At 39.6% G+C, this 23,098-nt stretch carries 24 protein-coding genes; 13 read left to right on the forward strand and 11 right to left on the reverse strand.

What is annotated here, in order from left to right; translation table 11 throughout:
* Positions 1-41: 41 nt before the first annotated feature.
* Together T7867_RS18895 and T7867_RS18900 are read left to right on the forward strand one after the other, a co-directional pair.
* Complete coding sequence (locus T7867_RS18895; protein WP_068220575.1) at positions 42-1,808, forward strand: helix-turn-helix domain-containing protein; 1,767 nt, start codon at positions 42-44, stop codon at positions 1,806-1,808.
* 96 nt (positions 1,809-1,904) lie between these two features.
* Entirely contained in the window at positions 1,905-2,795 is an 891-nt protein-coding gene (locus T7867_RS18900; protein ID WP_068220572.1) for an SDR family oxidoreductase, read from the forward strand.
* Positions 2,796-2,827: 32 nt separating this feature from the next.
* On the opposite strand, the gene T7867_RS18905 is transcribed toward T7867_RS18900, so the two are convergent.
* Positions 2,828-4,204 carry a M28 family peptidase gene (locus T7867_RS18905; RefSeq protein WP_084375655.1) on the reverse strand — a complete coding sequence of 459 codons (1,377 nt, stop codon included), beginning with the start codon at positions 4,202-4,204 and terminating at the stop codon, positions 2,828-2,830.
* 440 nt (positions 4,205-4,644) lie between these two features.
* Here T7867_RS18905 and T7867_RS18910 point away from each other — a divergent pair, with 440 nt between their 5' ends.
* Entirely contained in the window at positions 4,645-5,226 is a 582-nt protein-coding gene (locus T7867_RS18910; RefSeq protein WP_068220565.1) for a hypothetical protein, read from the forward strand.
* On the opposite strand, the gene T7867_RS18915 is transcribed toward T7867_RS18910, so the two are convergent.
* The 8 genes from T7867_RS18915 to T7867_RS18950 all read right to left on the reverse strand — a co-directional run bounded on the left by T7867_RS18915 (position 5,213) and on the right by T7867_RS18950 (position 14,291).
* Positions 5,213-6,085, reverse strand: coding sequence for a nucleoside phosphorylase (locus T7867_RS18915; protein WP_068220560.1), 873 nt, complete (start codon positions 6,083-6,085; stop codon positions 5,213-5,215). The two genes, T7867_RS18910 and T7867_RS18915, sit on opposite strands and share 14 nt — an antisense overlap.
* A complete protein-coding gene (gene trhO / locus T7867_RS18920) occupies positions 6,085-7,050 on the reverse strand; it encodes an oxygen-dependent tRNA uridine(34) hydroxylase TrhO (protein WP_068220557.1) in 966 nt (321 codons plus the stop codon). The genes T7867_RS18915 and trhO overlap by 1 nt, the downstream gene beginning before the upstream one ends.
* A gap of 113 nt (positions 7,051-7,163) precedes the next feature.
* Positions 7,164-7,796, reverse strand: a complete 633-nt coding sequence (locus tag T7867_RS18925; RefSeq protein ID WP_068220554.1) for an acetyltransferase — start codon at positions 7,794-7,796, stop codon at positions 7,164-7,166.
* Between the two features lie 52 nt (positions 7,797-7,848).
* Positions 7,849-9,123 carry a DUF2851 family protein gene (locus tag T7867_RS18930; protein ID WP_068220551.1) on the reverse strand — a complete coding sequence of 425 codons (1,275 nt, stop codon included), beginning with the start codon at positions 9,121-9,123 and terminating at the stop codon, positions 7,849-7,851.
* A 25-nt stretch (positions 9,124-9,148) separates the two neighbouring features.
* Complete coding sequence (gene pyrF, locus T7867_RS18935; protein WP_068220548.1) at positions 9,149-9,964, reverse strand: orotidine-5'-phosphate decarboxylase; 816 nt, start codon at positions 9,962-9,964, stop codon at positions 9,149-9,151.
* The gene (locus T7867_RS18940) at positions 9,964-10,602 is read right to left on the reverse strand and encodes a LolA family protein (RefSeq protein WP_084375654.1); all 639 of its coding nucleotides are present in this window, start codon (positions 10,600-10,602) and stop codon (positions 9,964-9,966) included. The genes pyrF and T7867_RS18940 overlap by 1 nt, the downstream gene beginning before the upstream one ends.
* Positions 10,603-10,622: 20 nt before the next feature.
* Positions 10,623-13,178, reverse strand: a complete 2,556-nt coding sequence (locus tag T7867_RS18945) for an FtsK/SpoIIIE family DNA translocase (protein ID WP_068220542.1) — start codon at positions 13,176-13,178, stop codon at positions 10,623-10,625.
* 60 nt (positions 13,179-13,238) lie between these two features.
* Positions 13,239-14,291 carry a quinone-dependent dihydroorotate dehydrogenase gene (locus T7867_RS18950; protein WP_068220539.1) on the reverse strand — a complete coding sequence of 351 codons (1,053 nt, stop codon included), beginning with the start codon at positions 14,289-14,291 and terminating at the stop codon, positions 13,239-13,241.
* Positions 14,292-14,422: 131 nt separating this feature from the next.
* On the opposite strand from T7867_RS18950, the gene T7867_RS18955 reads away from it, so the two are divergent.
* From T7867_RS18955 to T7867_RS18970, 4 genes are all read left to right on the forward strand, one after another.
* Positions 14,423-15,277, forward strand: coding sequence for a universal stress protein (locus tag T7867_RS18955; protein ID WP_068220535.1), 855 nt, complete (start codon positions 14,423-14,425; stop codon positions 15,275-15,277).
* Complete coding sequence (locus T7867_RS18960; RefSeq protein ID WP_068220532.1) at positions 15,277-16,164, forward strand: mechanosensitive ion channel family protein; 888 nt, start codon at positions 15,277-15,279, stop codon at positions 16,162-16,164. Before T7867_RS18955 ends, T7867_RS18960 begins: the two co-directional genes overlap by 1 nt.
* 31 nt (positions 16,165-16,195) lie before the next feature.
* Complete coding sequence (gene corA, locus T7867_RS18965) at positions 16,196-17,209, forward strand: magnesium/cobalt transporter CorA (protein WP_157717611.1); 1,014 nt, start codon at positions 16,196-16,198, stop codon at positions 17,207-17,209.
* Positions 17,210-17,415: 206 nt separating this feature from the next.
* Positions 17,416-17,922, forward strand: coding sequence for a hypothetical protein (locus T7867_RS18970; protein ID WP_068220526.1), 507 nt, complete (start codon positions 17,416-17,418; stop codon positions 17,920-17,922).
* A 234-nt stretch (positions 17,923-18,156) separates the two neighbouring features.
* On the opposite strand, the gene xerD is transcribed toward T7867_RS18970, so the two are convergent.
* Complete coding sequence (gene xerD, locus T7867_RS18975) at positions 18,157-19,056, reverse strand: site-specific tyrosine recombinase XerD (RefSeq protein ID WP_068220522.1); 900 nt, start codon at positions 19,054-19,056, stop codon at positions 18,157-18,159.
* 298 nt (positions 19,057-19,354) lie between these two features.
* Between xerD and aroQ the strand changes: the two genes are divergently transcribed.
* Both aroQ and T7867_RS18985 read left to right on the forward strand, forming a co-directional pair.
* Entirely contained in the window at positions 19,355-19,774 is a 420-nt protein-coding gene (aroQ, locus tag T7867_RS18980; RefSeq protein WP_068220519.1) for a type II 3-dehydroquinate dehydratase, read from the forward strand.
* Positions 19,771-20,169 carry a DUF3592 domain-containing protein gene (locus T7867_RS18985; RefSeq protein ID WP_068220514.1) on the forward strand — a complete coding sequence of 133 codons (399 nt, stop codon included), beginning with the start codon at positions 19,771-19,773 and terminating at the stop codon, positions 20,167-20,169. The genes aroQ and T7867_RS18985 overlap by 4 nt, the downstream gene beginning before the upstream one ends.
* Positions 20,170-20,224: 55 nt before the next feature.
* Here T7867_RS18985 and T7867_RS18990 read toward each other — a convergent pair whose 3' ends face one another.
* The gene (locus tag T7867_RS18990) at positions 20,225-20,638 is read right to left on the reverse strand and encodes a hypothetical protein (RefSeq protein ID WP_068220511.1); all 414 of its coding nucleotides are present in this window, start codon (positions 20,636-20,638) and stop codon (positions 20,225-20,227) included.
* A gap of 117 nt (positions 20,639-20,755) precedes the next feature.
* Between T7867_RS18990 and T7867_RS18995 the strand changes: the two genes are divergently transcribed.
* From T7867_RS18995 to T7867_RS19010, 4 genes are all read left to right on the forward strand, one after another.
* The gene (locus T7867_RS18995) at positions 20,756-21,328 is read left to right on the forward strand and encodes a MarC family protein (RefSeq protein WP_068220507.1); all 573 of its coding nucleotides are present in this window, start codon (positions 20,756-20,758) and stop codon (positions 21,326-21,328) included.
* Complete coding sequence (rnhA, locus tag T7867_RS19000) at positions 21,325-21,783, forward strand: ribonuclease HI (RefSeq protein ID WP_068220503.1); 459 nt, start codon at positions 21,325-21,327, stop codon at positions 21,781-21,783. The genes T7867_RS18995 and rnhA overlap by 4 nt, the downstream gene beginning before the upstream one ends.
* A 71-nt stretch (positions 21,784-21,854) precedes the next feature.
* Entirely contained in the window at positions 21,855-22,562 is a 708-nt protein-coding gene (locus T7867_RS19005; RefSeq protein WP_068220500.1) for a tRNA1(Val) (adenine(37)-N6)-methyltransferase, read from the forward strand.
* Positions 22,559-23,050, forward strand: coding sequence for a VOC family protein (locus T7867_RS19010; protein WP_068220498.1), 492 nt, complete (start codon positions 22,559-22,561; stop codon positions 23,048-23,050). The genes T7867_RS19005 and T7867_RS19010 overlap by 4 nt, the downstream gene beginning before the upstream one ends.
* Positions 23,051-23,098 lie beyond the last annotated feature (48 nt).

A 23,098-nucleotide genomic window follows, 5' to 3' on the forward strand; every position in this document is an offset into this window, starting at 1 on the left:
TCAATAATAAGCATGTAATTACACTTCTCTACTAATTAATTGTGATCAATCAAAAATCTATAGCCGTATTACCCTTCAACAATATAAGTGGAGACCCTGACAATCAATACTTTGCCGATGGCATTTCGGAAGAAATAATCAACACCCTCTGCAAAATTAAAGGGCTTAAAGTGACAGCCCGGACCTCTTCTTTTAGCTATAGAGACAGACAGGTAGATGTTAGACATATCGGAAATGATTTGGGAGTAAGCACAGTTTTAGAAGGAAGTATAAGGCGAGCAGCCAATAGAGTAAGGATATCTACCCAGCTGATAAGAACAGACACTGGTTTTCATATTTGGTCTGAGAGTTTTGATAGAGAACTGACAGACATCTTCAATCTTCAAGACGAAATAAGCCGACTAATCGCAGACAGAATTCGAGAGCAGTTTGGCCACTTTGATATACAGGACGATTTTGAAACTCCTAAAACTTCAGAAACTAGAGCATACCAAGCCTATCTCAAGGGAAGGTTCTTTCTTTTACAATGGACCGTTGAGAGCATTCAGAAAGCGCAAGAGAGTTTTAAAGAGAGCATCTCTTTAGACCCAGAATATCCTTTACCATATCTAGGTTTAAGTCAGAGCTTTGTCCATCAGGCGGCTTGGAATTTGGCCGATAGAATGAAAGCGCTTTACATGGCCCACCACTTCATTAAGAAATTAGGAGATAAACAAACAGAACTCGCTGAGTATCATTACACCAAGGGGCTGTATCACTTCATTGGTAATTGGGACTTTGAGAAAGCCCAATCACACCTCAATCAGGCATTGAGGATTAACCCAAATTTCTCAGATGCTTTAGAATTTAAAGCAGAACTACTTAATGCCAATGGACATTTTGACGAAGCCAAACAAAGCATAGATAGAGCTATTGAATTGAACCCAAATTCTCCCAATCACTTTTACATCCTTGCCTGGAATCATTATCTACAAGAGCAATACAAAGAGGCTATTACAAGTATAGACAAGGGCTTAAGCATCAATGAAGGTTGGGAAATGGCACTAGAGTTAAAAGCTATTTGCCAAATACAACAGAATGAAGAAAATGAGTTCATAAATACAACAAAGCAATTCGCTTCCGATAAAAGAGAAACGCTACTCCACCTATGGAAGACGATAAAACAAGGAGAACAATCAGGCCTAAGTTTGAACGAAAGTTCCACGTTTCACCTACCCGTTTGTACCTATTTAGCCTGGTATGGCGGTACAAAAGACAAAGCAATTGAGCTTCTCATAAATGCCTTCTACGACAAATCTGGTCAGCATATTAATTTCAGATTCGATCCACTCCTTGCCCCTTTAAGGCAAACAGACGAGGTGAAAAAACTAAAGTTTACCTATTCCCTTGATTCTGTAAACTCTTTACATGAAGAGATAAAGGAAAGTAAAAGTGAGACATTATCGGAAGAAGAAGTAACCGACTATTTAGAATTGCTAAATAGCTCTATGAGTAAAGACTTGCTTTATTTAGACTCTCACTTAAGCTTACGTGAGTTAGCCATAAAACTAAACCTACACCCAAATAAACTCTCTTGGCTGCTAAACAACAGAATTGGCAAGGGATTTAATGAATTCATTAATCAACATCGTTTAGCCCACTTCAAAAAAATAGCGTTAAAACCTGAAGTACAACACCTCTCTATATTGGGCATTGCTTATGAAAGTGGCTTCAACTCCAAGTCAGTTTTCAATGAGTTTTTCAAGAAAAACACTGGCACCACCCCAAAGGCCTGGGTTAAACTACAGACCAGCAAACAAGCCTTTTAAAAGCTCCGAAAAAAGTCCGGAAACTCACTTTGCAGTTCTGAATTACACAGCCGGACGAAAGCCTACTGTCAGTAGCTCATCTTTACAGAAAAAACAATGGAAGGAAGAAGAGTAATTGTAGCTGGAGCCTCTGGGTATTTAGGAAAGCATATAATAAGGGAGTTACAAATTAGAAAGATAGAGTTCGGGGCAATTGTGAGAAAGAAGGAAAGCGTTTATGAACTAAACCTAACCGACAAACAGCTGATTGAAGCAGAAGTAACAAAGCCCAACACGCTAAGCGGCATCATAAATAATGGAGACGTACTGATCAGCTGTGTAGGTATTACCCGTCAAAAGGATGGCTTAACTTATAAAGATGTAGACTTTCAAGCTAATGTCAACTTACTAAATGAGGCGAAAGCATCTGGAGCTGTTAAAGTGGTTTACATCTCCGTTTTGAATGGAGAATTGATGCGCCACCTAAAGCTAGTTGAAGCAAAAGAGGCTTTTGTTGATTACTTAAAAACGTCAACTCTCAACTACACTGTCATTCGACCTAATGGATTTTTCTCTGACATGAAAGACTTTCTACAAATGGCTAGAAAAGGTAAAGTATTCTTATTCGGGAAAGGTCAGTTTATGCTAAACCCAATTCATGGAGCGGATTTAGCTAGGGTTGTGGTTGACTCTATCGAAACTTCTACAAATGAAATTGAAGTAGGAGGTCCGGATATTTTAACTCAAGAAGAAATAGCTGAGTTAGCACTAAAAGCATTCAAGTTTGAAATAAAAATAAGCCATATACCCGACTGGGTTAGGAAGAGCATATTAGCCTTACTTAGAGCCTTTACCACCTCCAAAACCTACGGACCTTACGAGTTTTTTCTGAGTATGATGGCTCAAGACAATATTGCACCACGGTATGGTGTACATCGGCTTAAAGATTTCTTTCAGGAAGAGGCAGATAAAATTAATACGCATAAAAAAACACCAAAGGAGATATAGTCCCTTGGTGTTTTTGTAATCAACCTTTCGATCTACCTTCTTCCCATTCTTAGCTGCTGATACGGGAAAACCACTGTAGATTCATTTCCATCTTTACCTACCGCTGCAACTCCGAAGTAATAATTATCTATCACTATTCCTTCTAAAGTATACTCATTCGTTCCGCTTACGTAAATAAAATTATCCCAAGTAGGAGAAGTAGTTAGCCTCCAGTATAGCTTATAACCTGCTATGTCAGGATCGTTAGACTCTGGCCATTGCAATGTGGTAGACGGCTGAACAGCTCCACCAATTCTCACATATTCTGGAGCAGGAGGAGCCCATGCAAGTCCTGCTAAAGAAATAGCGTTAACTGCTGTAAGTTTCTTAGCGTACTCAAAATTCACTCCTTCTATTACGTCACCATACTTTATACCATTCTCTTCCCTTATATCTTGGTGCTGGCGCACATAATTTTCATGTGCTTCCATTATTCTCACACCTGGGTAACCTAAATCATTGAATGGTCGATGATGCCCTCCTCTTCCGAATCGGTCTAACCTGTAAATCATCATAGGGTTCATTTCTGGCATATAGGTCAACACTTGGTTGTGAATGTACCTAGCCAGTTGTCTAGAGTTTCCATCAACCTCACCGCCAGTAAATCTTCTAGAAGCTCTAGCTCTATCTGACTCATTTGCTGGAGTAGGTTCAGAAAATATTCTAAAGGTTCTGTTATCTATTACACCATCTACACCTTCAATATTTCCAATCATATCGTTGTTCAACACACCAAGAATATTCCATTTATTCTCTTTGGCGTACTTAGCTAAACCAGCACCTCCAAAAAGGCCTTGTTCTTCTCCAGAAAGACCAACAAAAGCAATGCTATTCTTAAACTTATATTTAGAGAGTACCCGAGCCGCTTCTATAGTACCAGCCATACCTGAGGCATTATCATTGGCTCCAGGAGCATCGGTTGTAAAATCCATTGTATTAGATGCTCTGGAGTCGATATCTCCAGACATCATCACATAATTATTTGGGTTGTCTGTTCCTCTAAGTACAGCCACTACATTCACCACATAAGCGTCATGAGGCACTCTTCCACCCATTTCTTTGGTTACCAAATCTTTCTGATAAAAAACCTTCAAGCACCCCCCGCACTCAGCAGAGATTTTCTCGAACTCCGCTTTCAGCCATCTACGGGCAGCACCAATTCCTCTGGTCTTAGAAACCGTATCGGAAAAGGTATTTCTAGTACCGAAGCCAGCCAATGTTCTTATATCTGCTTCAATTCTCTGAGCAGAAACACCATTGATAATTTCGTACATTCTAGTGTCTACTTGAGGAGCTGCTTGTTGCGCTGGTAGACTCATGGCTCCTAGCAACATGAAGCCGAATAAGGATATTGTAAGTAGTTTAGTCATATTCATCAGGTTATATTCTTGGGAATTTACTAAAGATTCTAAGCCGTCAAAACTGTTAAATGACCAGTGGAAATTTTTATTCAAAAACTGAATCCTTTTGATAGGGGTTTTACGTTCATTAAGTGTGTAAATGATGAGACTTTTCTAAGACAAAAGAATAATATCTGACGACTGTAACAAACTTGGTACAATCATTGTCTTAAACAGGGAGATCACAAGAAAAATGAAAACGAAAACTATTTTACTCACAGCTGCAGTTGTTGCCACCGGTCTCGGTATTTATAGTCTGGCAGGAAAGAAAATTGCGTTACCTAAGAAGAAAGGTGCGACAAAATAAATTACTTCACCAAAAGCGTTAAATACTGTTAAGTAGTTAGGCCTCGGAAAAACCGAGGCTTTTTAGTTTCCAGAGTTTATTATTTTTGAGCTGATATTTACTTATGAAGAGACTTACATTCCTCTTAGTACTGTTTGCATCTTGCTCTTTTATAGCCAATGCCCAACAGAAGGAAGACCCCAGAAGATATATAGATAGTGCAGTGCATTACATGGACCTTGAGCAGTATAGCAAGGCCGATGGATATTTTATGGCTGCGCTAGATAAGATAGACGTACTCTCTGCCGACTTCTGTTTTTACTTCGGTAAGAATTCATATTACATGAATAAGCATACTCAGAGTATTGACTGGTTGAATAAGTACCTTGAACTGAAGGGAAGCCGTGGACAGTTCTCAAAAGAAACGCTAAACTTATTGGAGCTGGCCGAAGAAGCATTTAGAAACAACAGAGGCACCACATCTAGCGCAGATGTTAACTCTAAATTCTTTTACCTAAATACCATAAAGTGCGATAGCGATGATTTGATTACTTGCCCCGTCTGCAAGGGCGATGATGTAATTACCACAAAGAATAGGTTCGGTGAAACGCTTTACAAAACGTGTCCATACTCTCACAACGGAGTACTCACCTGTGTTGAATTCAATTTGTTAATTCAAGGAAACCTAAAACCTAAGAATAAGTAAGCTTCTCTAAAACTAGCTGAATAAGTCGCTCTACAGTTTTTTCATGATTGGATGAAAAAGTCTGATTGGCTCTGTTAGCTATTAGCGCATTCAGGCTTATCATTTCATGTCCTAACAGCTCGGCCATTGCATAGTAACCAGCAGTTTCCATCTCAAAATTTGTAAACCTTCCGAAACTGGTTGGGGTATTGGCTAGAGTATCAATAAAGCCTGTAATTTTTGGTTTAAGCCTTATTTCTCTTCCCTGTGGAGCGTAAAAACCAGGAGCAGTAACGGTAACACCATGGTGCATATCATCTTTAAATAGATCGAATAGCTGATCGGACCCTTTGGCAAAATATGGCTTAAAAGGTAACTCTAACAATCGCTGAATTTTATTCTCCACTACAGCTAAATCTTCACTCAGACTACGATCATAAAAGCTCATGAGCGTATCGAGTCCTAAACCTGCTCTTGAAACCAACAGCGCATCTAGGGGAATATCAGCTTGCATGCAACCCGAAGTACCTATTCTAATGATATTGAGCTTCTTTAACCTTCGGTTTACCTTTCTAGACTTAAAATCAATATTAACTAAAGCATCTAGCTCAGTCATGAGTAGCTCAACATTATCCGTTCCCATTCCAGAACTAATAATAGAAAGCGGTTTTCCTCCAATTTCACCAGTATGAGTAACTAATTCTCTATTAGACTCTTGGAAATGAATTTTATCGAAGTGCCTACTTATTTTCGATACTCTATCAGGGTCACCTACAACAATAATGGTATCCGCTACCATCTCAGCGGTTAGATTGAGATGGTAGATTCTATCTCCATCGTTCAGAATTAGTTCTGATTCTGGAATTCTTCTGGCAGCCATTAGTCGATTTTAGCTGGCTCTCTTTTCACACCCTTTAAAGGGTTATAGTGATTGGTATTCTTTTGATAGTATCCAGTACCATCGTAAGGTCTTCTTGCAGGATTTTTTCGACACTCATCGGAACAACATCCATCCATTAACCATCCAGCTTCTTCAGTCATAGGAATATGCGCATTACACTCCGGGTTGGCGCAATTCACCATTCTATCCGTAGGTTCACCAGTGATGAAACACTTAGAAACAATGCTTGGATTTACATGATTTACATCGGCAGTAATACGGTTATCGAAAACGTAGCATTTACCTTCAAAATCCTTTCCTTCAGCCTCAATTCCGTATTTAATAATCCCACCATGAAGCTGATAGACATTATCAAAACCCTGCTCTAATAAGTAGGCACTGGCCTTTTCACACTTAATACCACCTGTACAGTAGGTAACCACTTTCTTACCTTTAAGGTGGTCTAACTCCTTCACCTTTTCGGGAAAGTCTCGGAAGTTATCTATATCTAAGGTTAGGGCATTTTTGAATCGACCTACATTGTGCTCGTAGTTGCTCCGAACATCTAGAATAACGGTATCCTCAGGTTGTTCTTCAAGGATTTTTCTAAAGTCTTGCGGTTCAACGTAAGTCCCAGTTTTTTGCCTTGGATCTATATGCCTCAAGCTTGAGTGAACTATCTCTGGTTTTACTCTCACATGAAGTTTGGCGAAAGCCATGGTTTCATGTGCCTCAACCTTGAATTCCGTATCGGCAAATCGAGCATCGGAATGTACATAAGCCATGTACTTCTCACAGTCTTCTTTTAAGCCCGAAACAGTTCCGTTAAGTCCTTCAGGTGAAATAATGATTCTACCTCTTAAGTTGTTTTCAACACAAAAAAGGTGATGTTCTTCTCTGTACGCTTCATAATCCTCGATTTTCGCGTAGCAGTAATACAATAAAATTGAATACTTCTTTTCCATATGTTCTGCCCTATTGCTTGTAGGGTGAATTTCTAGTTGAATATCAGAAACCTCTTCCGCCCTGCGGGCTCCTCCTCCTAAAGAAGATTATCAGAGCATTCTCAATCTGAATTCTAAACTTTAGCAGCTGGATTTCCGAATACTGTTTCTCCATCAGCAACATCGGCAATTACCACCGACCCTGCTCCTATTCTAGCATCTTTACCAACTTTTATTCCTGGTACAATGGTTACTCCGGAACCAATGAATACGTTATCGCCAATTTCTGCCTCGCTTCCCACAACACTACCAGGTCCAACCTGAACTAAGTCTCCAAGTTTGGCGCTGAAGTCTATAGTAGCGTTTGTATGGATCATACAGTGATCGCCAATTTTAGCATTTGCGCCAATGATTACTCCACTATTTATAAATTCTCCATGACCTACACTGGCAGACGGTGCTATTTCAGTATTGCTATGAATAGCATTCACTGGCATCATCTTTCTTCTCTCCTTTATCAACTTTACTAAGCCTTTTCTTAGCTGACGGTCATCAACTCCAATAAAGGCTTCACACTTTTTACCGATAAGTTTAAGAAAGCCATCATCGTCAGTTCTGCCCAAAATACTTAGCTCACCAAGCGTTTGTCCGTGCAGTTCTTCATTATCGTCTAAGAAACCATAAACGATAATATCATTACTTTCAAAAATCTCTTTTGCAGCTCTACCGAGTGCATTTGCTCCAAATATGATTACAGGATTCTCCATAGCTCTTTTTGCGGGTGCAAAGTTAAGCCTTTTCGTATCAAAAAATAAGTATTCAGGCCTTTACCAACTCAATACCAATCTTACATTTCATGCATTTACGAGTTAAACAGTACTCGTTATAAAGCTCGATTAGTCCCTGAGTATCGAAACTAGAGTTTACGTTCCACCCTAAAGTCTGCCACTTTCGAATTATATGATTTTGCTCTACAGGAAGGGTCATTAAGATATTCATGGCCCGATCTAACATATCAGCATCATCTTTATATTCCGAATAAGCCACTAGTAATGGGGCAATGGTATTTATCATAAGTCCTTGAGCAGCAGATTTAGACATTGCCTTATTCTGAAACTTGCTTTTCGCCCCAAAATTCAAATGCGATTTCCAATACTCAGACGGACTAACCTGAAGCAGTTTTTGAAGACTAACTAAATCTGTAAAATGGGTAAATAGACTAAATAAGTTTGGATGGCTATGAACCAACGCTGCGAACTGAGCAATTCTTACTGTAGGAAAGTTAGAAGGACGCACTCCTGAAAAGTGCCATTGATTATAGCTAAGACTTGATTTCACTTCATACTTACGTTCTAAAAAAGCGTATTCTCTACGTAATTCATTAGCGTAGGCATCATTGTCAGAAGCATTTAACAAGCCGCTAGCACCGAACAACAATGCCTCCCATTGTTTTAAATCTGCATGCTTTTGCAAAACTTTGAGGGGCACAGCATTAGCCAGTTGCAGCATGTTCTCTGAATTTGTTTTAAAGCCAAATCCGCTCGCCAACCATTGGTAGGTGCTTTGCTCCCAGTCTTGATTATTGCTTTCCAGAATCTCCTTGAAAAGATCTCCCTTACGTTCCAACCTTCTTACCAAAGTAAACTCTAACATAGAGAGCTTGGTAACCGCCTTAACTTTATGAAATGAATTGCCACATGGAATATCGGTCTGACTTTCTACAATAGTTTTGTACCTAGAAAGGAGGCCTGGTTTAACAAGACCTTTGAGTTCTAATGTTGGAATGGGCTGCCCATCGGCATTCAATATCTCACGGTCATGTGTAAACACCACATGGAGCACAACATTGTCATAGTTGCTATCTCCATCATGTTTATGCGCACTCCAATCAGACGACTTAACGTGAATTTCTACTGAACCTGCCCAAAGAATTCCTTCAAGCTTGATACTAGCCTCCTTAAAGTCTGGGCCTGCCAGATGGTTATGGTATCCAGGCTTCAATACTTCTACCGATTTACCATCGGTAGTAATTAGCTGTTTCGGATTGAAATATTGATGTAGCCAGACGAAATGTAGGAACTCTTCTTGAATCATTTGGTGCGTGTTTACACCAAATAATTTAGCAATATTTTTCTAAATATTTAGACATTTCCTGTTGCAGAGTATTAGCCTCTTGACCCGCAACTTGGGCAAATGCTTCAGAGGAGTCTTTATAAATGATTCCGCGTGAAGAGTTTACAAGCAGTCCACACTCACTATTCATTCCATACTTAGAAACCTCTTCAAGGCTACCGCCTTGAGCTCCTACACCAGGTACTAAAAGGAAATGATCTGGCACAATCTGTCTGATATTCTTTAAAGCCTCCGCTTTTGTAGCTCCAACCACGTACATCAGCTCTTCTGAAGAACCCCACTCCTGACTTTTCGATAGAACTCGCTCATAAACTTCCTCCCCAGAATCTAATGTGAGATTCTGAAAGTCCTTTCCACCCGCATTAGAAGTAAGAGCCAAAAGAATAACCCACTTATTCTTGAAATCTAAGAAAGGTTTTACAGAGTCTTCACCCATATAAGGAGCCACCGTAATGGCATCGCAATTCATTTCTTCAAAGAAAGCACGAGCATACATTTTTGAGGTATTCCCAATATCGCCACGTTTAGCATCTGCAATAACGAAGGCCTCTTTGGGGATATACTCAATGGTTTTCATTAAGCTCTCCCAACCTTTGAGACCATGAGCTTCGTAAAAAGCTATATTAGGCTTATAGGCCACCGCATAATCTATGGTAGCGTCTATAATTTGCTTATTAAACTCAAAAAGCGGATCGTCCGCTTTTTTGAGGTGTTCAGGAATTTTCTGAATATCAGTATCAAGGCCAACACATAGGTAAGATGATTTAGCCTTGATTTGACCGAATAAGTCTTTTTTGTTCATTAATTACGGAGGTCTTCTTTGTATTGAACAGGGTTTTTCTCTTCGTCAAACTCGAAGAAACCTGGAGGAAAAGTAACATTTGGTTTGAATGAAGATACCTCGAAAGCTGTCTTAGCACCAGCATAATCAATCAAATCCCAAGCCTTTAGATATGAATCTTTCTGGCCTATGTACATTATAACATTAGTAAAATCAGAGTCATCATCCGTAGAAGTTAATTCTACCACGTGCACTAATTCTCCTTTAATGTTATCCTGCCTTTTATAAGCATAGGTAAAACCCTCTTTGTAGATATCATAAACGTTCGATGGGTTTATTACTGCCTCATCTGGTTCAAAATTAGTGATTGTCAACTCCTGAGATTCTACTAAATATGTCCAAAGCACCGTTCCATTACAGTAAATATGCTGTGCCTGAAACTTGATCAAAAACTTATCTTTAGAAACAGAAGCTTCGCCAGTTAACCTATCTACCACTTCAGACTCACTTAAAATTTTCTGAACGAATCCGATCTCATAACCCGGCATTGCCTTATAAACCGAACTCATTTTATCCAAAATTGCTTTTGGATTTTGTTCTTGCCCTACAGCCACCAACGAGGCAGCCATCCAAAACATCACAATTAATATTCTTTTCATTCTTTTCTTAATTACTGAAATCAGTTATCCAGGTTATTCAATAACTGTTCCAAACTATATTCATCGGGCACCAACACCTCTCTTGCCTTACTTCCTTCGAATGGCCCGACAATTCCTGCCGCCTCTAATTGATCTATCAAACGGCCTGCTCTATTGTATCCCAATTTGAGTTTACGCTGAATCAAACTGGTACTTCCCTGCTGATGAGATACTATGAGCCTAGCAGCTTCATCGAACAATGCATCTCTTTCAGAAAGATCTACATCTGCTCGGCTACCTCCTTCATCTTCACCAACATATTCTGGTAATAAGTAAGCGTCTGAATAACCCTTTTGGTTACCAATGAATTCGCAAATTTCGTCTACTTCTGGCGTATCTACAAATGCACACTGAATTCTTATGATATCGGAACCCATTGAAAGCAGCATATCTCCTTGTCCGATCAGTTGATCGGCCCCTCCAGCATCTAGAATGGTTCGGGAGTCTACTTTAGAAGTTACTCTAAATGAAAGCCTTGCAGGGAAGTTAGCCTTTATAATACCAGTAATTACGTTTACAGATGGTCTCTGAGTTGCTACCACCAAGTGAATACCAATAGCACGTGCTAACTGAGCTAAACGAGCAATTGGAGTTTCCACCTCCTTACCTGCCGTCATCATCAAATCAGCTAACTCATCTATAACCAATACAATGTATGGAAGGTATCTGTGTCCCTTTTCAGGATTCAGCTTTCTATCCATAAATTTCTTATTGTACTCCTTTAGGTTTCTACAAGCAGCATCTTTCAATAAGTCGTAACGCTGATCCATCTCAATACAGAGTGAATTAAGCGTATGGATTACTTTTTTAGTATCGGTAATAATTGGCTCCTCATTATCAGGAAGCTTAGCCAAGTAATGTCTCTCAATTTTATTGAAAAGGGTTAATTCTACCTTCTTCGGATCTACCAATACAAACTTCAGCTGGGAAGGATGCTTCTTATATAAAAGTGAAGTTAGTATTACATTTAGTCCAACCGATTTACCCTGACCCGTAGCACCTGCCATCAATAAGTGAGGCATTTTTGCTAGGTCGGTAACGAAAATATCGTTGGTGATGGTTTTTCCAAGAGCAATTGGTAAAGCCATATCGGAATTCATGAATTTATCAGTAGAGATTACCGACCTCATGGACACCATTTCTTTATTGGTGTTTGGCACTTCGATACCAATAGTTCCTTTACCCGGGATTGGAGCGATAATACGAATTCCTAAAGCAGCTAAACTCAGGGCTATATCATCTTCCAAGTTTTTGATCTTAGAAATCTTCACCCCTGCTTCTGGCACAATCTCGTAAAGCGTAACCGTAGGGCCAATAGTTGCTTTAATACTAGCAATACCAATCTTGAAATTGGTTAGGGTTTCAACGATCTTGTCTTTGTTGGCCTGAAGTTCTTCTTTTGTAACCTGAACTCTACCAGTAGAGTATTCATTCAGCAAATCTACTTTTGGAAACTGGTATTTTGGCAAATCTAAAGTAGGGTCATAGTGGCCTGCCTGTTCAACAAGTTTTTCAGAAGCCTCCTTAATCTCTACTTCAAAAGCTGGCTCCTTTTCTTTTGCAGGCTCTTGTGCTACTGGCTTATTAACCGGCTCTTCAACCTCTAGTTCAATAGCACCATCATCTTCTTTTTTCTCTTCGACCTTATTAGGTGTAGATGGTGCGGTACTCAAGTTAATGGCAGAGGCTAACTCTGGCTCCAACTCACTTTCCTCTGGCTCAGACTCTTCATTTTTAACTGTTACCACCCAATCTGAGTCATCAATTTCTTCTTCCTCATCAACCTCTTCACTCTCATCTGATGTAGACTCAACAGGTTGGTTCACTGGCTCTGAATCCTGCTGTTTTTTAGCCTCATCTTCTTTTAGTACAGATGGTTCTACAGTAGCCTTTTTCAGGCTTAAAATTTCAGTGATGTTAAAGAAGAATATTACAAAGACCAGTAATGTAAAAGCTAAGAAAAGGATAGTTCCGTAGCCCAAAAGACTATCGAAGAACAAAGAAAGCTCATAACCCAAGCCTCCAGAATAGAAGCTCCATTCGGAAACTGAGTCGTCTCCTTTAATCATGGAGCCCATAAGCAGGCTAATCCACACCAGAAAAAAGCTGGTAGCCGCAAAAGCCCTAGAAAGTTTCATCAAAGCTTTGCCCCATACAATCTTGTACCCTAGAATAAACAGAAACGGAGGAATAAGGAATGCCCCAATTCCAAACCATGAAAAAATAAGTTTATGGGCTGTTAAGGCACCTAGTAATTTCATCCAGTTAGATGCTTCTCTGCCTAGAGACTGAACTGTTTCACCATCTGAGAAGAAAGCTTCAACCACACTTTGGTCTGCCTTACCTGTGAATAGATAGCTAAAACAAGCTAGAAAAATAAACACCGATGCCAGCAATAGGAAAAAGCCCACAGAAAGCTGCACCCTTTTATCCTTTAGAAAAGGCATACTCAGATTAAAGGAGAGTTTTCTTTTGGTTTTGGGTTTTTTGCCCTGGTTACTTTTAAAGGTATTGGACTTATAGGTGTTTTGGGCCATTGAAAAATTTTAAACCAGTTTGTACGAAGTTAAATGAATTTTAGAAACCGCATAAGCCAACTAGGCCTTGTGCTTTGCTTTTTTCCAACGAAGAATTCCCTTGTTAATTTTCTTAATCATGGCTGGGCCTTCGTAAATAAACCCTGTGTATACCTGAACCAATGAAGCCCCCGCCTCTAATTTAGCAATAGCATCTTCTGCGGTAAGTATTCCTCCTACTCCAACAATAGGAAAGTCCCCTGCAGATTTTTGGTGTAAGTAACGGATAACCTCTGTAGATCTATCAGTTACAGCTGCACCACTTAGGCCTCCAGCCCCAATTTGCGAAACAGTTTGCTTTGGCGTCTTTAAGCCTTCTCTAGAAATAGTAGTATTGGTAGCAATAAGTCCATCAATTCCTGTGTCTTTCACTATGTCTACAATATCGTCAAGCTGAGAATCAGTTAGATCTGGCGCAATTTTCAATAGAATTGGTTGTTTGGCATTTAGCTCTTTCTTCTTCTGCTGAAGTGTATTTAAGAGTGCCGTTAGCGGCTCTTTATCTTGAAGTTCTCTTAAGTTAGGCGTGTTTGGTGAACTCACATTCACCACAAAATAATCTACGTAAGGTTCCAAGGCTTGGAAGCAGTACACATAATCGTCAACGGCCTGTTCATTGGGAGTGACTTTATTCTTCCCTATGTTTCCACCAATCAACACTTGCGTTCGCTTCTTTTTTAGTCGCTCTACAGCCACTTCCACCCCTTCATTATTAAAACCCATGCGGTTAATCAGGCTCATATCATCGGGCAACCTAAATAGACGAGGCTTTGGGTTTCCATCCTGACCTTTGGGTGTAAGCGTACCGATTTCAATGAAGCCAAACCCAAATGCTGATAGCTCATTGAAAAGTTTAGCGTCTTTATCGAAGCCAGCAGCAAGTCCAACTGGGTTTGGAAACTTCAAACCAAAACACTCTACTGCTAGTTCTGGATGTTGAAAGTTGTACAAACCTTTGGCTACAGATGCAGCACCTGGTACTTTAAAAAGCTTTCTAATGAGACCAAAAGTAAAATAATGAGCTGGCTCAGGATTTTTTAGAAAAAGGAACGGACGGATTAAGAACTTATACAAGGGTGCAGATTTCGAGCAAAAATAATTCAGAACTCTAAGAATTGAAATTTTAAACCGCCCTTTCAACTATTTATCTGCTTAGACTTGTCACTTATTGAGATATGTCTGAATTTGAATTAAATTAAAACGAGATGTACGAAAAGATTCTTGTTCCTGTAGACTTTACGGACAAAACGTCTAAAGCTCTAAATGTTGCCAAACAAATTGCTTCCGTTACCGGAGCAGAAATATCACTAATTCATGTAGTTAAAGCGGCCCTTACAGTTTATCTAGATGAATTGGGTTTGTATAAAAGCAAAGCCCCTGGTGGGCAGAAGTTTTTAGATGAAGTAATTGAGAAAAATGAAAAGAAGATGGAGAGGTATGTAGAAAAGCTCTCCAATGAAGGCATTAAAATCTCTTACAAACTTAAGGTTGATAGCTCTCCAGATAAAATTGCCGAATTAGTGGCTGAAGAAGGTTTTGACCTAACCATAGTAGGCAACTATGAACATCAGAGGTTCGATGAATTCTTGAAAAGAACTCACCCAGAAAGAATAGCAAAACTGGCCATGAACCCTGTAATAACGGTAAACCAGAACAAGGAAGATTTTGCACCTAATAAAATTCTTATCCCAACTAACCTAGAAGACGACTGTAGTCAGAGAATGAGCGACCTCTTGGCGCTCGCTGAAAAATTTAACTCAGAACTTCAGTTCGTATATGTAAATACTCCAGCATTTTTCCATACTTCGCCCCAAATTAGAAAGAAGAGCCATTTATGGTTTCAGAGAAACGGTCTAAAAGGGTACGAAATAGAGGTTTTTAACACCAAACAATTGCAAAAAGGAATTCTTAATGCAGCCGATTTTTACGAGTCAGATATGATTGCTCTCTTTTCTAAACATTCGGAGTCTATCAAGGACTTAATTAAAGGAAATATCACCGAGTATCTGATTACTCGTTCAGATATTCCAGTAATGACTTTTAATCTCAATATTGGATAATGGAGGTAAATCTGCCTTTTGATTTTTTACACTACACGCGCTATGAAGCGCTTAATCTGATAACTTATGTTGCCGCCATTCTTGCACTGGCACATATACTCTTAAGAATTTTAAGAGCCATTCTAAAGAAAGCAATCAATAAGTCGTCTGATGAAATTAGAGTAGACCCAACCAAGTATAAGTTTTTAAGCAATGCTTTAGGCTTTATTATTTACACTGTTGCTACTATTCTAATCTTCATTTCAATACCACAGTTCAGAACAGTTGGAGTAACTCTGTTTGCTTCTGCTGGTATCATAGCAGCCATTATAGGTTTTGCTTCTCAAGCTGCTTTCTCCAACATAGTAAGTGGTATCTTCATTGTTATCTTCAAGCCTTTCCGAGTTGGAGACATTGTAAGAATATCTAACCTATATTCTGGAACAGTAGAAGACATTACCCTGCGGCACACCGTTATCAAAGACTTCGAAAATAAGCGCCTAATCATTCCCAACTCCGTTATAAGTGCCGAAACCATACACAACTTTAACATAGTTGATGAAATGGTCTGCAATCATATATTCTATGGCATCAGTTATGACTCTAACATAGATTTAGCTATGAAAATTATTCAGGAAGAAGCCATGGCTCACCCTAACTTCATAGATAAAAGAACTGATGAAGAAAAAGATAAAGGCAACCCAGCAGTGATTGTTAGATTATTAGATTTTGGCGAATCTAGCATCAATCTCAGGGCTCAGGTTTGGGCTGAGGACCCTGGAAAGGGATTCGAATTAAAGTGCGATATTAATAAGTCAATTAAAGAAAGATTCGACCGTGAAGGAATTGAAATACCTTTCCCCCACCGAACTATTGTCTATAAGGAGGCGAAGAAAAAAGAAAGCTGAACCTAGTAAGGTCTCTAAAAAGCTTAACCAAATGCCCGGAGCGCTCATCTATACTGGTGAGCAGCATGTAGAGAATGTAAGGTTAGAGTTAATTCAGTTTAATCAAACTGAATTAAGAGATGAGCACATTACATTAGACCATTTGGCTGAACTGGTTAAACCAGAGTTTACCACTTGGGTGAATGTTGTTGGCTTGCATGATATTAGCGTGGTTCAGAAAATTGGTGAGTGCTTTAATATTCACAATCTGGCGTTAGAAGATATCCTCAATATTAACCAGCGTCCTACTTTCGATGAGTATGACGACCACTTCTTTATAGCAGCAAAAATGTTCCGAACCTCGGAAGAAACTATTATCTCCGAACAATTCAGCATGATTGTGGGCAACGGCTACATCATTACTTTCCAGGAAAAAGAGGGGGATATTTTCGATGGTGTGCGCGGGCGACTCAGAAACGCGAAGGGCCGAATAAGAACCCGAAAGTCTGACTATGTGGCTTTTGCTCTGCTCGATGTAATTGTAGACCATTATCTAGGTATTATCGAAGAATATGGAGACGAAATCAATGAGCAGGAGGCTAGGCTGCTAGGTGATTTTAGGAAAGACATCTTAGGCGATTTGAACCTAAGTAAGAAAGAGGTTAATTACCTGAGACGTTTCGCCAGACCTTTACGCGATACAGTAATCGGCTTTAACAAATCAGACCTTCCGATTATAGACAAAAAGACACGTCCGTTCCTCAAAGACCTCCACGACCACATTACGAATGTGACTGAAACCATTGAGGTTTATAGGGAGACCATCAATGACAACCTCAACACCTACCACACGCACATGACCAATAAGTTGAATGATGTACTGAAAGTTTTGACCATATTTTCGGTGGTTTTCATTCCTCTCACCTTTATGGCTGGGATTTACGGAATGAACTTCGAACATATGCCTGAGCTGAGTTACGAGTACTCTTACCCTATTTTCTGGGGAGCCATTGTTATAGTGGCTTTAGGAATGATCTATTATTTCAAACGGAAGAATTGGCTGTAACCAGTTCAAAGTTTCAGGTTTAATGTTCGAAGTCGGAGTTACATTAGAACCATAAACCAACTACACCCTCTCAGAGTCTCCTGAAAGGGACTCTGAGAACGGCAAGCTCAATCATCAGAGTCCTCTGTGAGAGACTCTGATGGAGTTGAAAATGGTTTTGATTTCTGATTTGATAATAAGTTAATTTGATGATTTGAGAGGATATAATGTTAAATCGCTACAATATCTCTGACACTGATACTGAGTTTGTAATCACCAAAAACCCGACAAGAGCAAAGACCAACTTTTACATATCAGTTTTAATTCTTGTCATTTGGTATGCCGTATTAATTAACAACCATAAAAGCGATGTAAGCAGTCTAATCTATCTGTTTTACCTTCTACCGCTCCTAGTCATTCCTCGAATTTTCAAGTATTTAAAAGGAGGCATTTCTCCAATAAAAATCATTTTTTCTAAAAAGCAGAAAACGATAAAAGTACCTTATCATAAAGAGGTTGATTTTGGAGATGTGCAAAAAGTGGTAATCGATTACCCTAACACATTCGATACACAAGAATGTACTCTGAACTTAATACTATCAGATGGCAAGAGAATTGAAATTGACAAAACTGATGCTAGTTTGAATTCTGAAGTTATTCAAGCAGGAAAATCCATATCACGTCTTTTAGGTGTGCCGATTGAAGACAAACATCCATACGAGGAAAAGCTTTGAGCTACTATAAACGCATTTTTTAAAGAACCCTTAGTGGTCTGAGAATCGAAATTCACTCTTGCATCTGATTTCGGAAGTTCGGTCTTGCTATCCTCAATCTCAGTGTCTCCTGAAAGGGACTCTGAGAATGTTGAATCATCAGAGTCCTCTGTGAGAGACTCTAATGGAGATGAAAGTTTGATGCTTAATGTTTCAAGTCAGAGTCACATTAAACATTGAACCTTGAACTTTAAACTAACTTCTAGGATGGAATTCCTGTATCACTTGTCTTAGGTAATCTCTATCTAGGTGCGTGTATATTTCTGTGGTGGTGATGGATTCGTGACCTAGCATTTCCTGCACTGCCCGGAGATCAGCCCCGCCTTCTATTAAATGAGTAGCAAATGAATGCCTGAAAGTGTGCGGACTGATGGTCTTTTTGATTCCGGCTTTTTCAACCAAAGTTTTAATCACAATAAAAACCATTTGCCTACTTAACTGCCTACCGTTTCGATTCAAAAACATAAAGCTCTCATTGCCCGACTTTATATCTAAGTGAACCCTAACTTCATTTTGGTAGATCTTAATGTATTTCAGCGCCTCCTTACCAATAGGCACCAAACGCTCCTTACTCCCCTTTCCGAAGATCCTCAAGAAGCCCACATCAGAATGCACATTCGACATTTTCAGTCCAATTAATTCAGAAACACGAAGACCTGAGCTGTACAAGGTTTCGAGCATGGCTCTGTTTCGCATTCCTTCTGGCTTGGAGTGGTCAATGGCAGCTAAAATCTGATCTATTTCCTCTACACTTAAAGTATCTGGGAGTTTTCTACCCAACTTAGGAGCCTCCAAAAGTTCTGTTGGGTCAGAGTCCAACTCACCTTCATAAAGCAAGAATTTGTAGAAAGACTTTAGCCCTGAAATGATCCTTGCCTGAGAAAAAGCACTCATGCCCAACTCATTGATGTACTCAATGAAGTTCTGTAGCTCCACCATGCTTACTTGCAAAGGCGTAATATCAGAACCAGAAATTTCTAGAAACTGCTTGAGCTTGGAAACATCACGAACATAGGCCTCCACCGAGTTTGCACTAAGCGAACGCTCTAGCCTTAAGTAGTTCTCATATTCCTGAATGTAAATATCCCAAGCCATTTTCAAGTTTAGTGAATTAGGATATTCTAATATGGCAAACTCCGTATTTTATTTGTTGAACGTCCACCTCCTACCTCTTCTGATGGCCATTATGAGTGGTAATTTAAAGATGGAGGTGTATAATAGCATTCTCCGAAAGCGAATTACAAACCTTTGACAAACATTAGCCTCCCAAACCTGCAAAAACCTAAGAGCTCCCTGGTCTTACCTAGTTTAAGTTTGTCAAAGGTTAGCAGCCTGAAAACGGCATACTGCGTTTATTGCAGAGAATTGGAGATAATCATGTAGTTTTAGCCTCATGAAAATCATCATCATCAACGGACCAAACCTGAACCTGCTAGGAGTAAGAGAAAAAAGCGTTTATGGCGACCAAAGCTTTGAAGAATACTTTGAAGGACTAAAGTCGAAACATCCGGAAGTTGACTTTGAGTACTACCAAAGCAATATTGAAGGTGAGTTGATTAACAAACTACACGAAGTTGGCTTCTCCTATGACGGTATCATTCTAAATGCCGGGGCTTACACTCACACTTCTGTGGCCATTTCTGATGCTGTGGCAGGTATAAAAACTCCGGTTGTAGAGGTTCATATTTCGAACATTCATGCCCGAGAGGAGTATCGACACCTAAGTCTTATTACTGCTAATTGTGCAGGCATGATCACTGGCTTCGGCTTGAAGGGCTATGAAATGGGGCTTTTCTACCTTCAAGATAAATGACGGTTCTGTTCATTACCTTTTTCATAGGTACTGTCTTTATTATCGTTGGAATCAAATTCAACTCAAATTATAAGTACTTACAAAAGCATGGGGTAAGAACCGAAGCCAGAGTTAGAGGTTACACAGAGTCTAAAAGTGGTTCGACCAAAATTTTCTATCCAATTATTAGCTACTACGACCAAGAGAAAAACATATATGAAGAAGAGTTGAGCTTTGGCTTTTCTTATAAGCCTTGGCACAAGGGAGAGAAATTTGAAGTTCTCTACGCCCCAGACGACCCCTCAAATGTTACACAGGCAAAACAGTCCATTCTTAGTCTCGGGCCAATGCTTTTTATCTATATCGGTGTTGGTGTTCTGATCCTAGGTCTCTTGAGCTACCTAGAAGTTCTCTGATTGTTTTATTCGTTTTTCGAAAGTGTTAGCAGGCTAACAAAGACTAACAACGCCTCTAGAAAGCACTAGCCTCTGTTACAAACCCTCTAGTGTAGACAAAAGCTAGAAAACTCGGCAAGAAATAGAGCAGAAAAAGACTATACCTCATTCCTTTCTTTGTAGACTCTTTAAACTCCACCACTATATTGGGCCAAAAAATAAAGAAATAGGTAATAAATAAGCCTACAGTAAGTAGGCCAACAGATAGGTAACTGCCATCAAAATTCTTGATTGAAAAAAGGCCTTCTCCCTCTAACTTACTAAAAGCAATAAACTGATCTTTCAAAACCCAATGCGCCAAACTGGTAATGTACAAACTGGTAGAAAGTGCTACCCAAAATGCCGCTCTAGAGAAGAAAATATTACTATGATCTCCCCTTTGCCTATGTAAAGCTCCGAGTAAAAGGAACTTAAAAAATCGCTTTATCATTACTATACACCATTCCTTTTCTAAAAACTTTTCGGTAATGGAACTAAACTAACAAATACTGTCTGTAATGTTATATTAGACAATGCTTTTCCTACATTCGCGCAAAATTTTTAGGCTATGCTGAATTTCACACAAATTCTATCCGTAACACTTATTCTATTCTCGGTAATTGATATTCTGGGCTCCATTCCCATCATCATCAACTTGAGGAAACAAGTAGGTCATATTCAATCTGGTAAAGCCACTTTGGTTGCCGGAGTTTTAATGATTCTATTTCTCTTTGCAGGAGATAATTTGCTAGGGTTATTCGGTATAGATGTCGGGTCATTTGCCATAGCAGGTTCCATTATTATGTTCATTATTGGTATGGAAATGATTTTGGGCCACAACTTCTTTAAAAATGAGCCAACAGCCTCTAATAATACCTCTGTAGTTCCTATTGCTTTCCCCCTTATTGCTGGCGCAGGAACATTGACTACTCTAATTTCCATCAAAGCGGAATATGATGAATTGAACATTTTGGTAGGCATTATCATCAACCTAGCATTTGTGTATCTGGTACTGAAGTCTACCAACTGGCTAGAAAGGAAAATTGGAGAAGGCGGTATTGGCATTATTCAGAAAATATTCGGAATTATTCTGCTTTCCATTGCCATCAAGCTGTTTAAAGACAATATTGCGAACCTATGATTACCATCTACACAGATGGCTCCTCTAGAGGCAACCCCGGACCGGGAGGCTATGGAGTGGTCATGAAGTTCAGAGAACACCGAAAAGAAATCTCACAGGGATATCGCAAAACCACCAACAACAGAATGGAGCTCTTGGCCATTATTGTTGGGCTAGAGTCCATTAAGGTGCCAAATGCACCAGTAAAGATTTACTCAGACTCTAAATACGTTATAGACTCTGTAACCAAGGGCTGGCTTTGGGGCTGGATTAAAAAAGATTTTAAAGGGAAGAAGAACAAAGATCTTTGGCTTCGGTTTGTAGACATCTACAACAAGCACAGAGTTACATTTCAATGGGTAAAGGGTCACGCAGGAATTCCTGAAAACGAGCGTTGCGACCAGTTGGCCGTAGATGCTGCCGAAGGCTCCAACCTTTTGGTCGATGAAGGCTTCGAGTCGGGGCTCTATTCCTAATGATTAATTTTGAATGTTGAATGTTGAATTAGACTTGATTCAACATTCATAATTAAGCCTTCAACATTCCAATGGCAAACACCTACTTCCAGTTTAAGCAGTTTCTGATTGAGCAGGGCAATGTGGGCATGAAGGTGACTACTGATGGTTGTTATTTTGGTGCAGTTTTTAGGCCCTACTCTACAGGCAGAATTCTTGACATTGGGGCAGGCACAGGCCTCCTCTCTTTAATGGTTGCACAAAGGACTGAAGTAAATATTGATACCTTAGAACTTAATGCTGACGCTTATAATCAAGCCAAGGCAAATTTCAACAGTTCACCTTGGCCGGAACAACTTTCCATATTTCATACATCGCTTCAAGAGTTTCAAGCAGCGATCACCTACGATCAGATCATTTGTAATCCGCCTTTCTTTGTGAACTCACAGGCCGGACAATCGAAGAATAAGAACCAAGCAGTTCATGCAGAAACACTCAGCATGGAAGACTTGGCCTTTCACGCTTCCCGATTATTGAAGGAAGATGGAGAGTTTTGGGTGATGTATCCAGCAGCTGAAATGGAGCAATTCATATCAAAAGCTGAATCCATTGGGTTCAAAGTATCCGAAAAACACGTGCTTCGAAATAAAGAAGGTGGTCCGGTTTTTAGACTAATAGCTCAGTTTAGAAAAGCAGAAGTGAACCTAATAAACACCACCGATGTCTTTATTAAAGAATCAGACGGAAGTTATAGCCAAGCCTTTTCGGCACTGCTTAAAGACTTCTATTTACATTTATGAAAGACTATCAAGTTCCTGAACAAACCCGAATAGGACATGTACACCTTAAAGTTTCTGACCTACAAAGGTCACTCGACTTTTACTGCGGTTTACTTGGCTTCGAGTTGACACAGCAATATGGCAATCAGGCGGCTTTCATTTCGGCCGGAGGCTACCATCATCACATAGGTTTGAACACTTGGGAGAGCCAAGGCCAACCACCTGCTCCTAAACATCACCCTGGTTTATTTCACACTGCTATTCTTTACCCTACCAGAAAAGACTTAGCAGCAATTTTCAAAAGGCTTCAGGATGAAGAGTATCCTTTTACCGGATTTGCAGATCATGGGGTTTCAGAAGCACTCTATTTAGACGACCCCGATGGCAACGGAGTAGAACTATATTGGGATAGACCTAAGGAGGACTGGCCATTAAAGGCGAATGGCGAAATAGATATGTTCACCAAAGCATTGAACCTAAGCAGCCTTTTACAAGAGTTAGATCATTAGAGCTATCAATGATTGCAGACTAATGAGAATTACAATATCTTGATGCCC

This window comes from Roseivirga spongicola, assembly GCF_034376045.1.
GTDB classification, from domain to species: domain Bacteria; phylum Bacteroidota; class Bacteroidia; order Cytophagales; family Cyclobacteriaceae; genus Roseivirga; species Roseivirga spongicola.

What these genes read in the sequence shown, in the direction of transcription:
- T7867_RS18900 (WP_068220572.1), top strand. Translation starts at nt 1,905, where the DNA reads ATGGAAGGAAGAAGAGTAATTGTAGCTGGAGCCTCTGGGTATTTAGGA.
- T7867_RS18905 (WP_084375655.1), bottom strand. Translation starts at nt 4,204, where the DNA reads ATGACTAAACTACTTACAATATCCTTATTCGGCTTCATGTTGCTAGGA.
- T7867_RS18910 (WP_068220565.1), top strand. Translation starts at nt 4,645, where the DNA reads ATGAAGAGACTTACATTCCTCTTAGTACTGTTTGCATCTTGCTCTTTT.
- T7867_RS18915 (WP_068220560.1), bottom strand. Translation starts at nt 6,085, where the DNA reads ATGGCTGCCAGAAGAATTCCAGAATCAGAACTAATTCTGAACGATGGA.
- trhO (WP_068220557.1), bottom strand. Translation starts at nt 7,050, where the DNA reads ATGGAAAAGAAGTATTCAATTTTATTGTATTACTGCTACGCGAAAATC.
- T7867_RS18925 (WP_068220554.1), bottom strand. Translation starts at nt 7,796, where the DNA reads ATGGAGAATCCTGTAATCATATTTGGAGCAAATGCACTCGGTAGAGCT.
- T7867_RS18930 (WP_068220551.1), bottom strand. Translation starts at nt 9,123, where the DNA reads ATGATTCAAGAAGAGTTCCTACATTTCGTCTGGCTACATCAATATTTC.
- pyrF (WP_068220548.1), bottom strand. Translation starts at nt 9,964, where the DNA reads ATGAACAAAAAAGACTTATTCGGTCAAATCAAGGCTAAATCATCTTAC.
- T7867_RS18940 (WP_084375654.1), bottom strand. Translation starts at nt 10,602, where the DNA reads ATGAAAAGAATATTAATTGTGATGTTTTGGATGGCTGCCTCGTTGGTG.
- T7867_RS18945 (WP_068220542.1), bottom strand. Translation starts at nt 13,178, where the DNA reads ATGGCCCAAAACACCTATAAGTCCAATACCTTTAAAAGTAACCAGGGC.
- T7867_RS18955 (WP_068220535.1), top strand. Translation starts at nt 14,423, where the DNA reads ATGTACGAAAAGATTCTTGTTCCTGTAGACTTTACGGACAAAACGTCT.
- T7867_RS18960 (WP_068220532.1), top strand. Translation starts at nt 15,277, where the DNA reads ATGGAGGTAAATCTGCCTTTTGATTTTTTACACTACACGCGCTATGAA.
- corA (WP_157717611.1), top strand. Translation starts at nt 16,196, where the DNA reads ATGCCCGGAGCGCTCATCTATACTGGTGAGCAGCATGTAGAGAATGTA.
- T7867_RS18970 (WP_068220526.1), top strand. Translation starts at nt 17,416, where the DNA reads ATGTTAAATCGCTACAATATCTCTGACACTGATACTGAGTTTGTAATC.
- xerD (WP_068220522.1), bottom strand. Translation starts at nt 19,056, where the DNA reads ATGGCTTGGGATATTTACATTCAGGAATATGAGAACTACTTAAGGCTA.
- aroQ (WP_068220519.1), top strand. Translation starts at nt 19,355, where the DNA reads ATGAAAATCATCATCATCAACGGACCAAACCTGAACCTGCTAGGAGTA.
- T7867_RS18985 (WP_068220514.1), top strand. Translation starts at nt 19,771, where the DNA reads ATGACGGTTCTGTTCATTACCTTTTTCATAGGTACTGTCTTTATTATC.
- T7867_RS18990 (WP_068220511.1), bottom strand. Translation starts at nt 20,638, where the DNA reads ATGATAAAGCGATTTTTTAAGTTCCTTTTACTCGGAGCTTTACATAGG.
- T7867_RS18995 (WP_068220507.1), top strand. Translation starts at nt 20,756, where the DNA reads ATGCTGAATTTCACACAAATTCTATCCGTAACACTTATTCTATTCTCG.
- rnhA (WP_068220503.1), top strand. Translation starts at nt 21,325, where the DNA reads ATGATTACCATCTACACAGATGGCTCCTCTAGAGGCAACCCCGGACCG.
- T7867_RS19005 (WP_068220500.1), top strand. Translation starts at nt 21,855, where the DNA reads ATGGCAAACACCTACTTCCAGTTTAAGCAGTTTCTGATTGAGCAGGGC.
- T7867_RS19010 (WP_068220498.1), top strand. Translation starts at nt 22,559, where the DNA reads ATGAAAGACTATCAAGTTCCTGAACAAACCCGAATAGGACATGTACAC.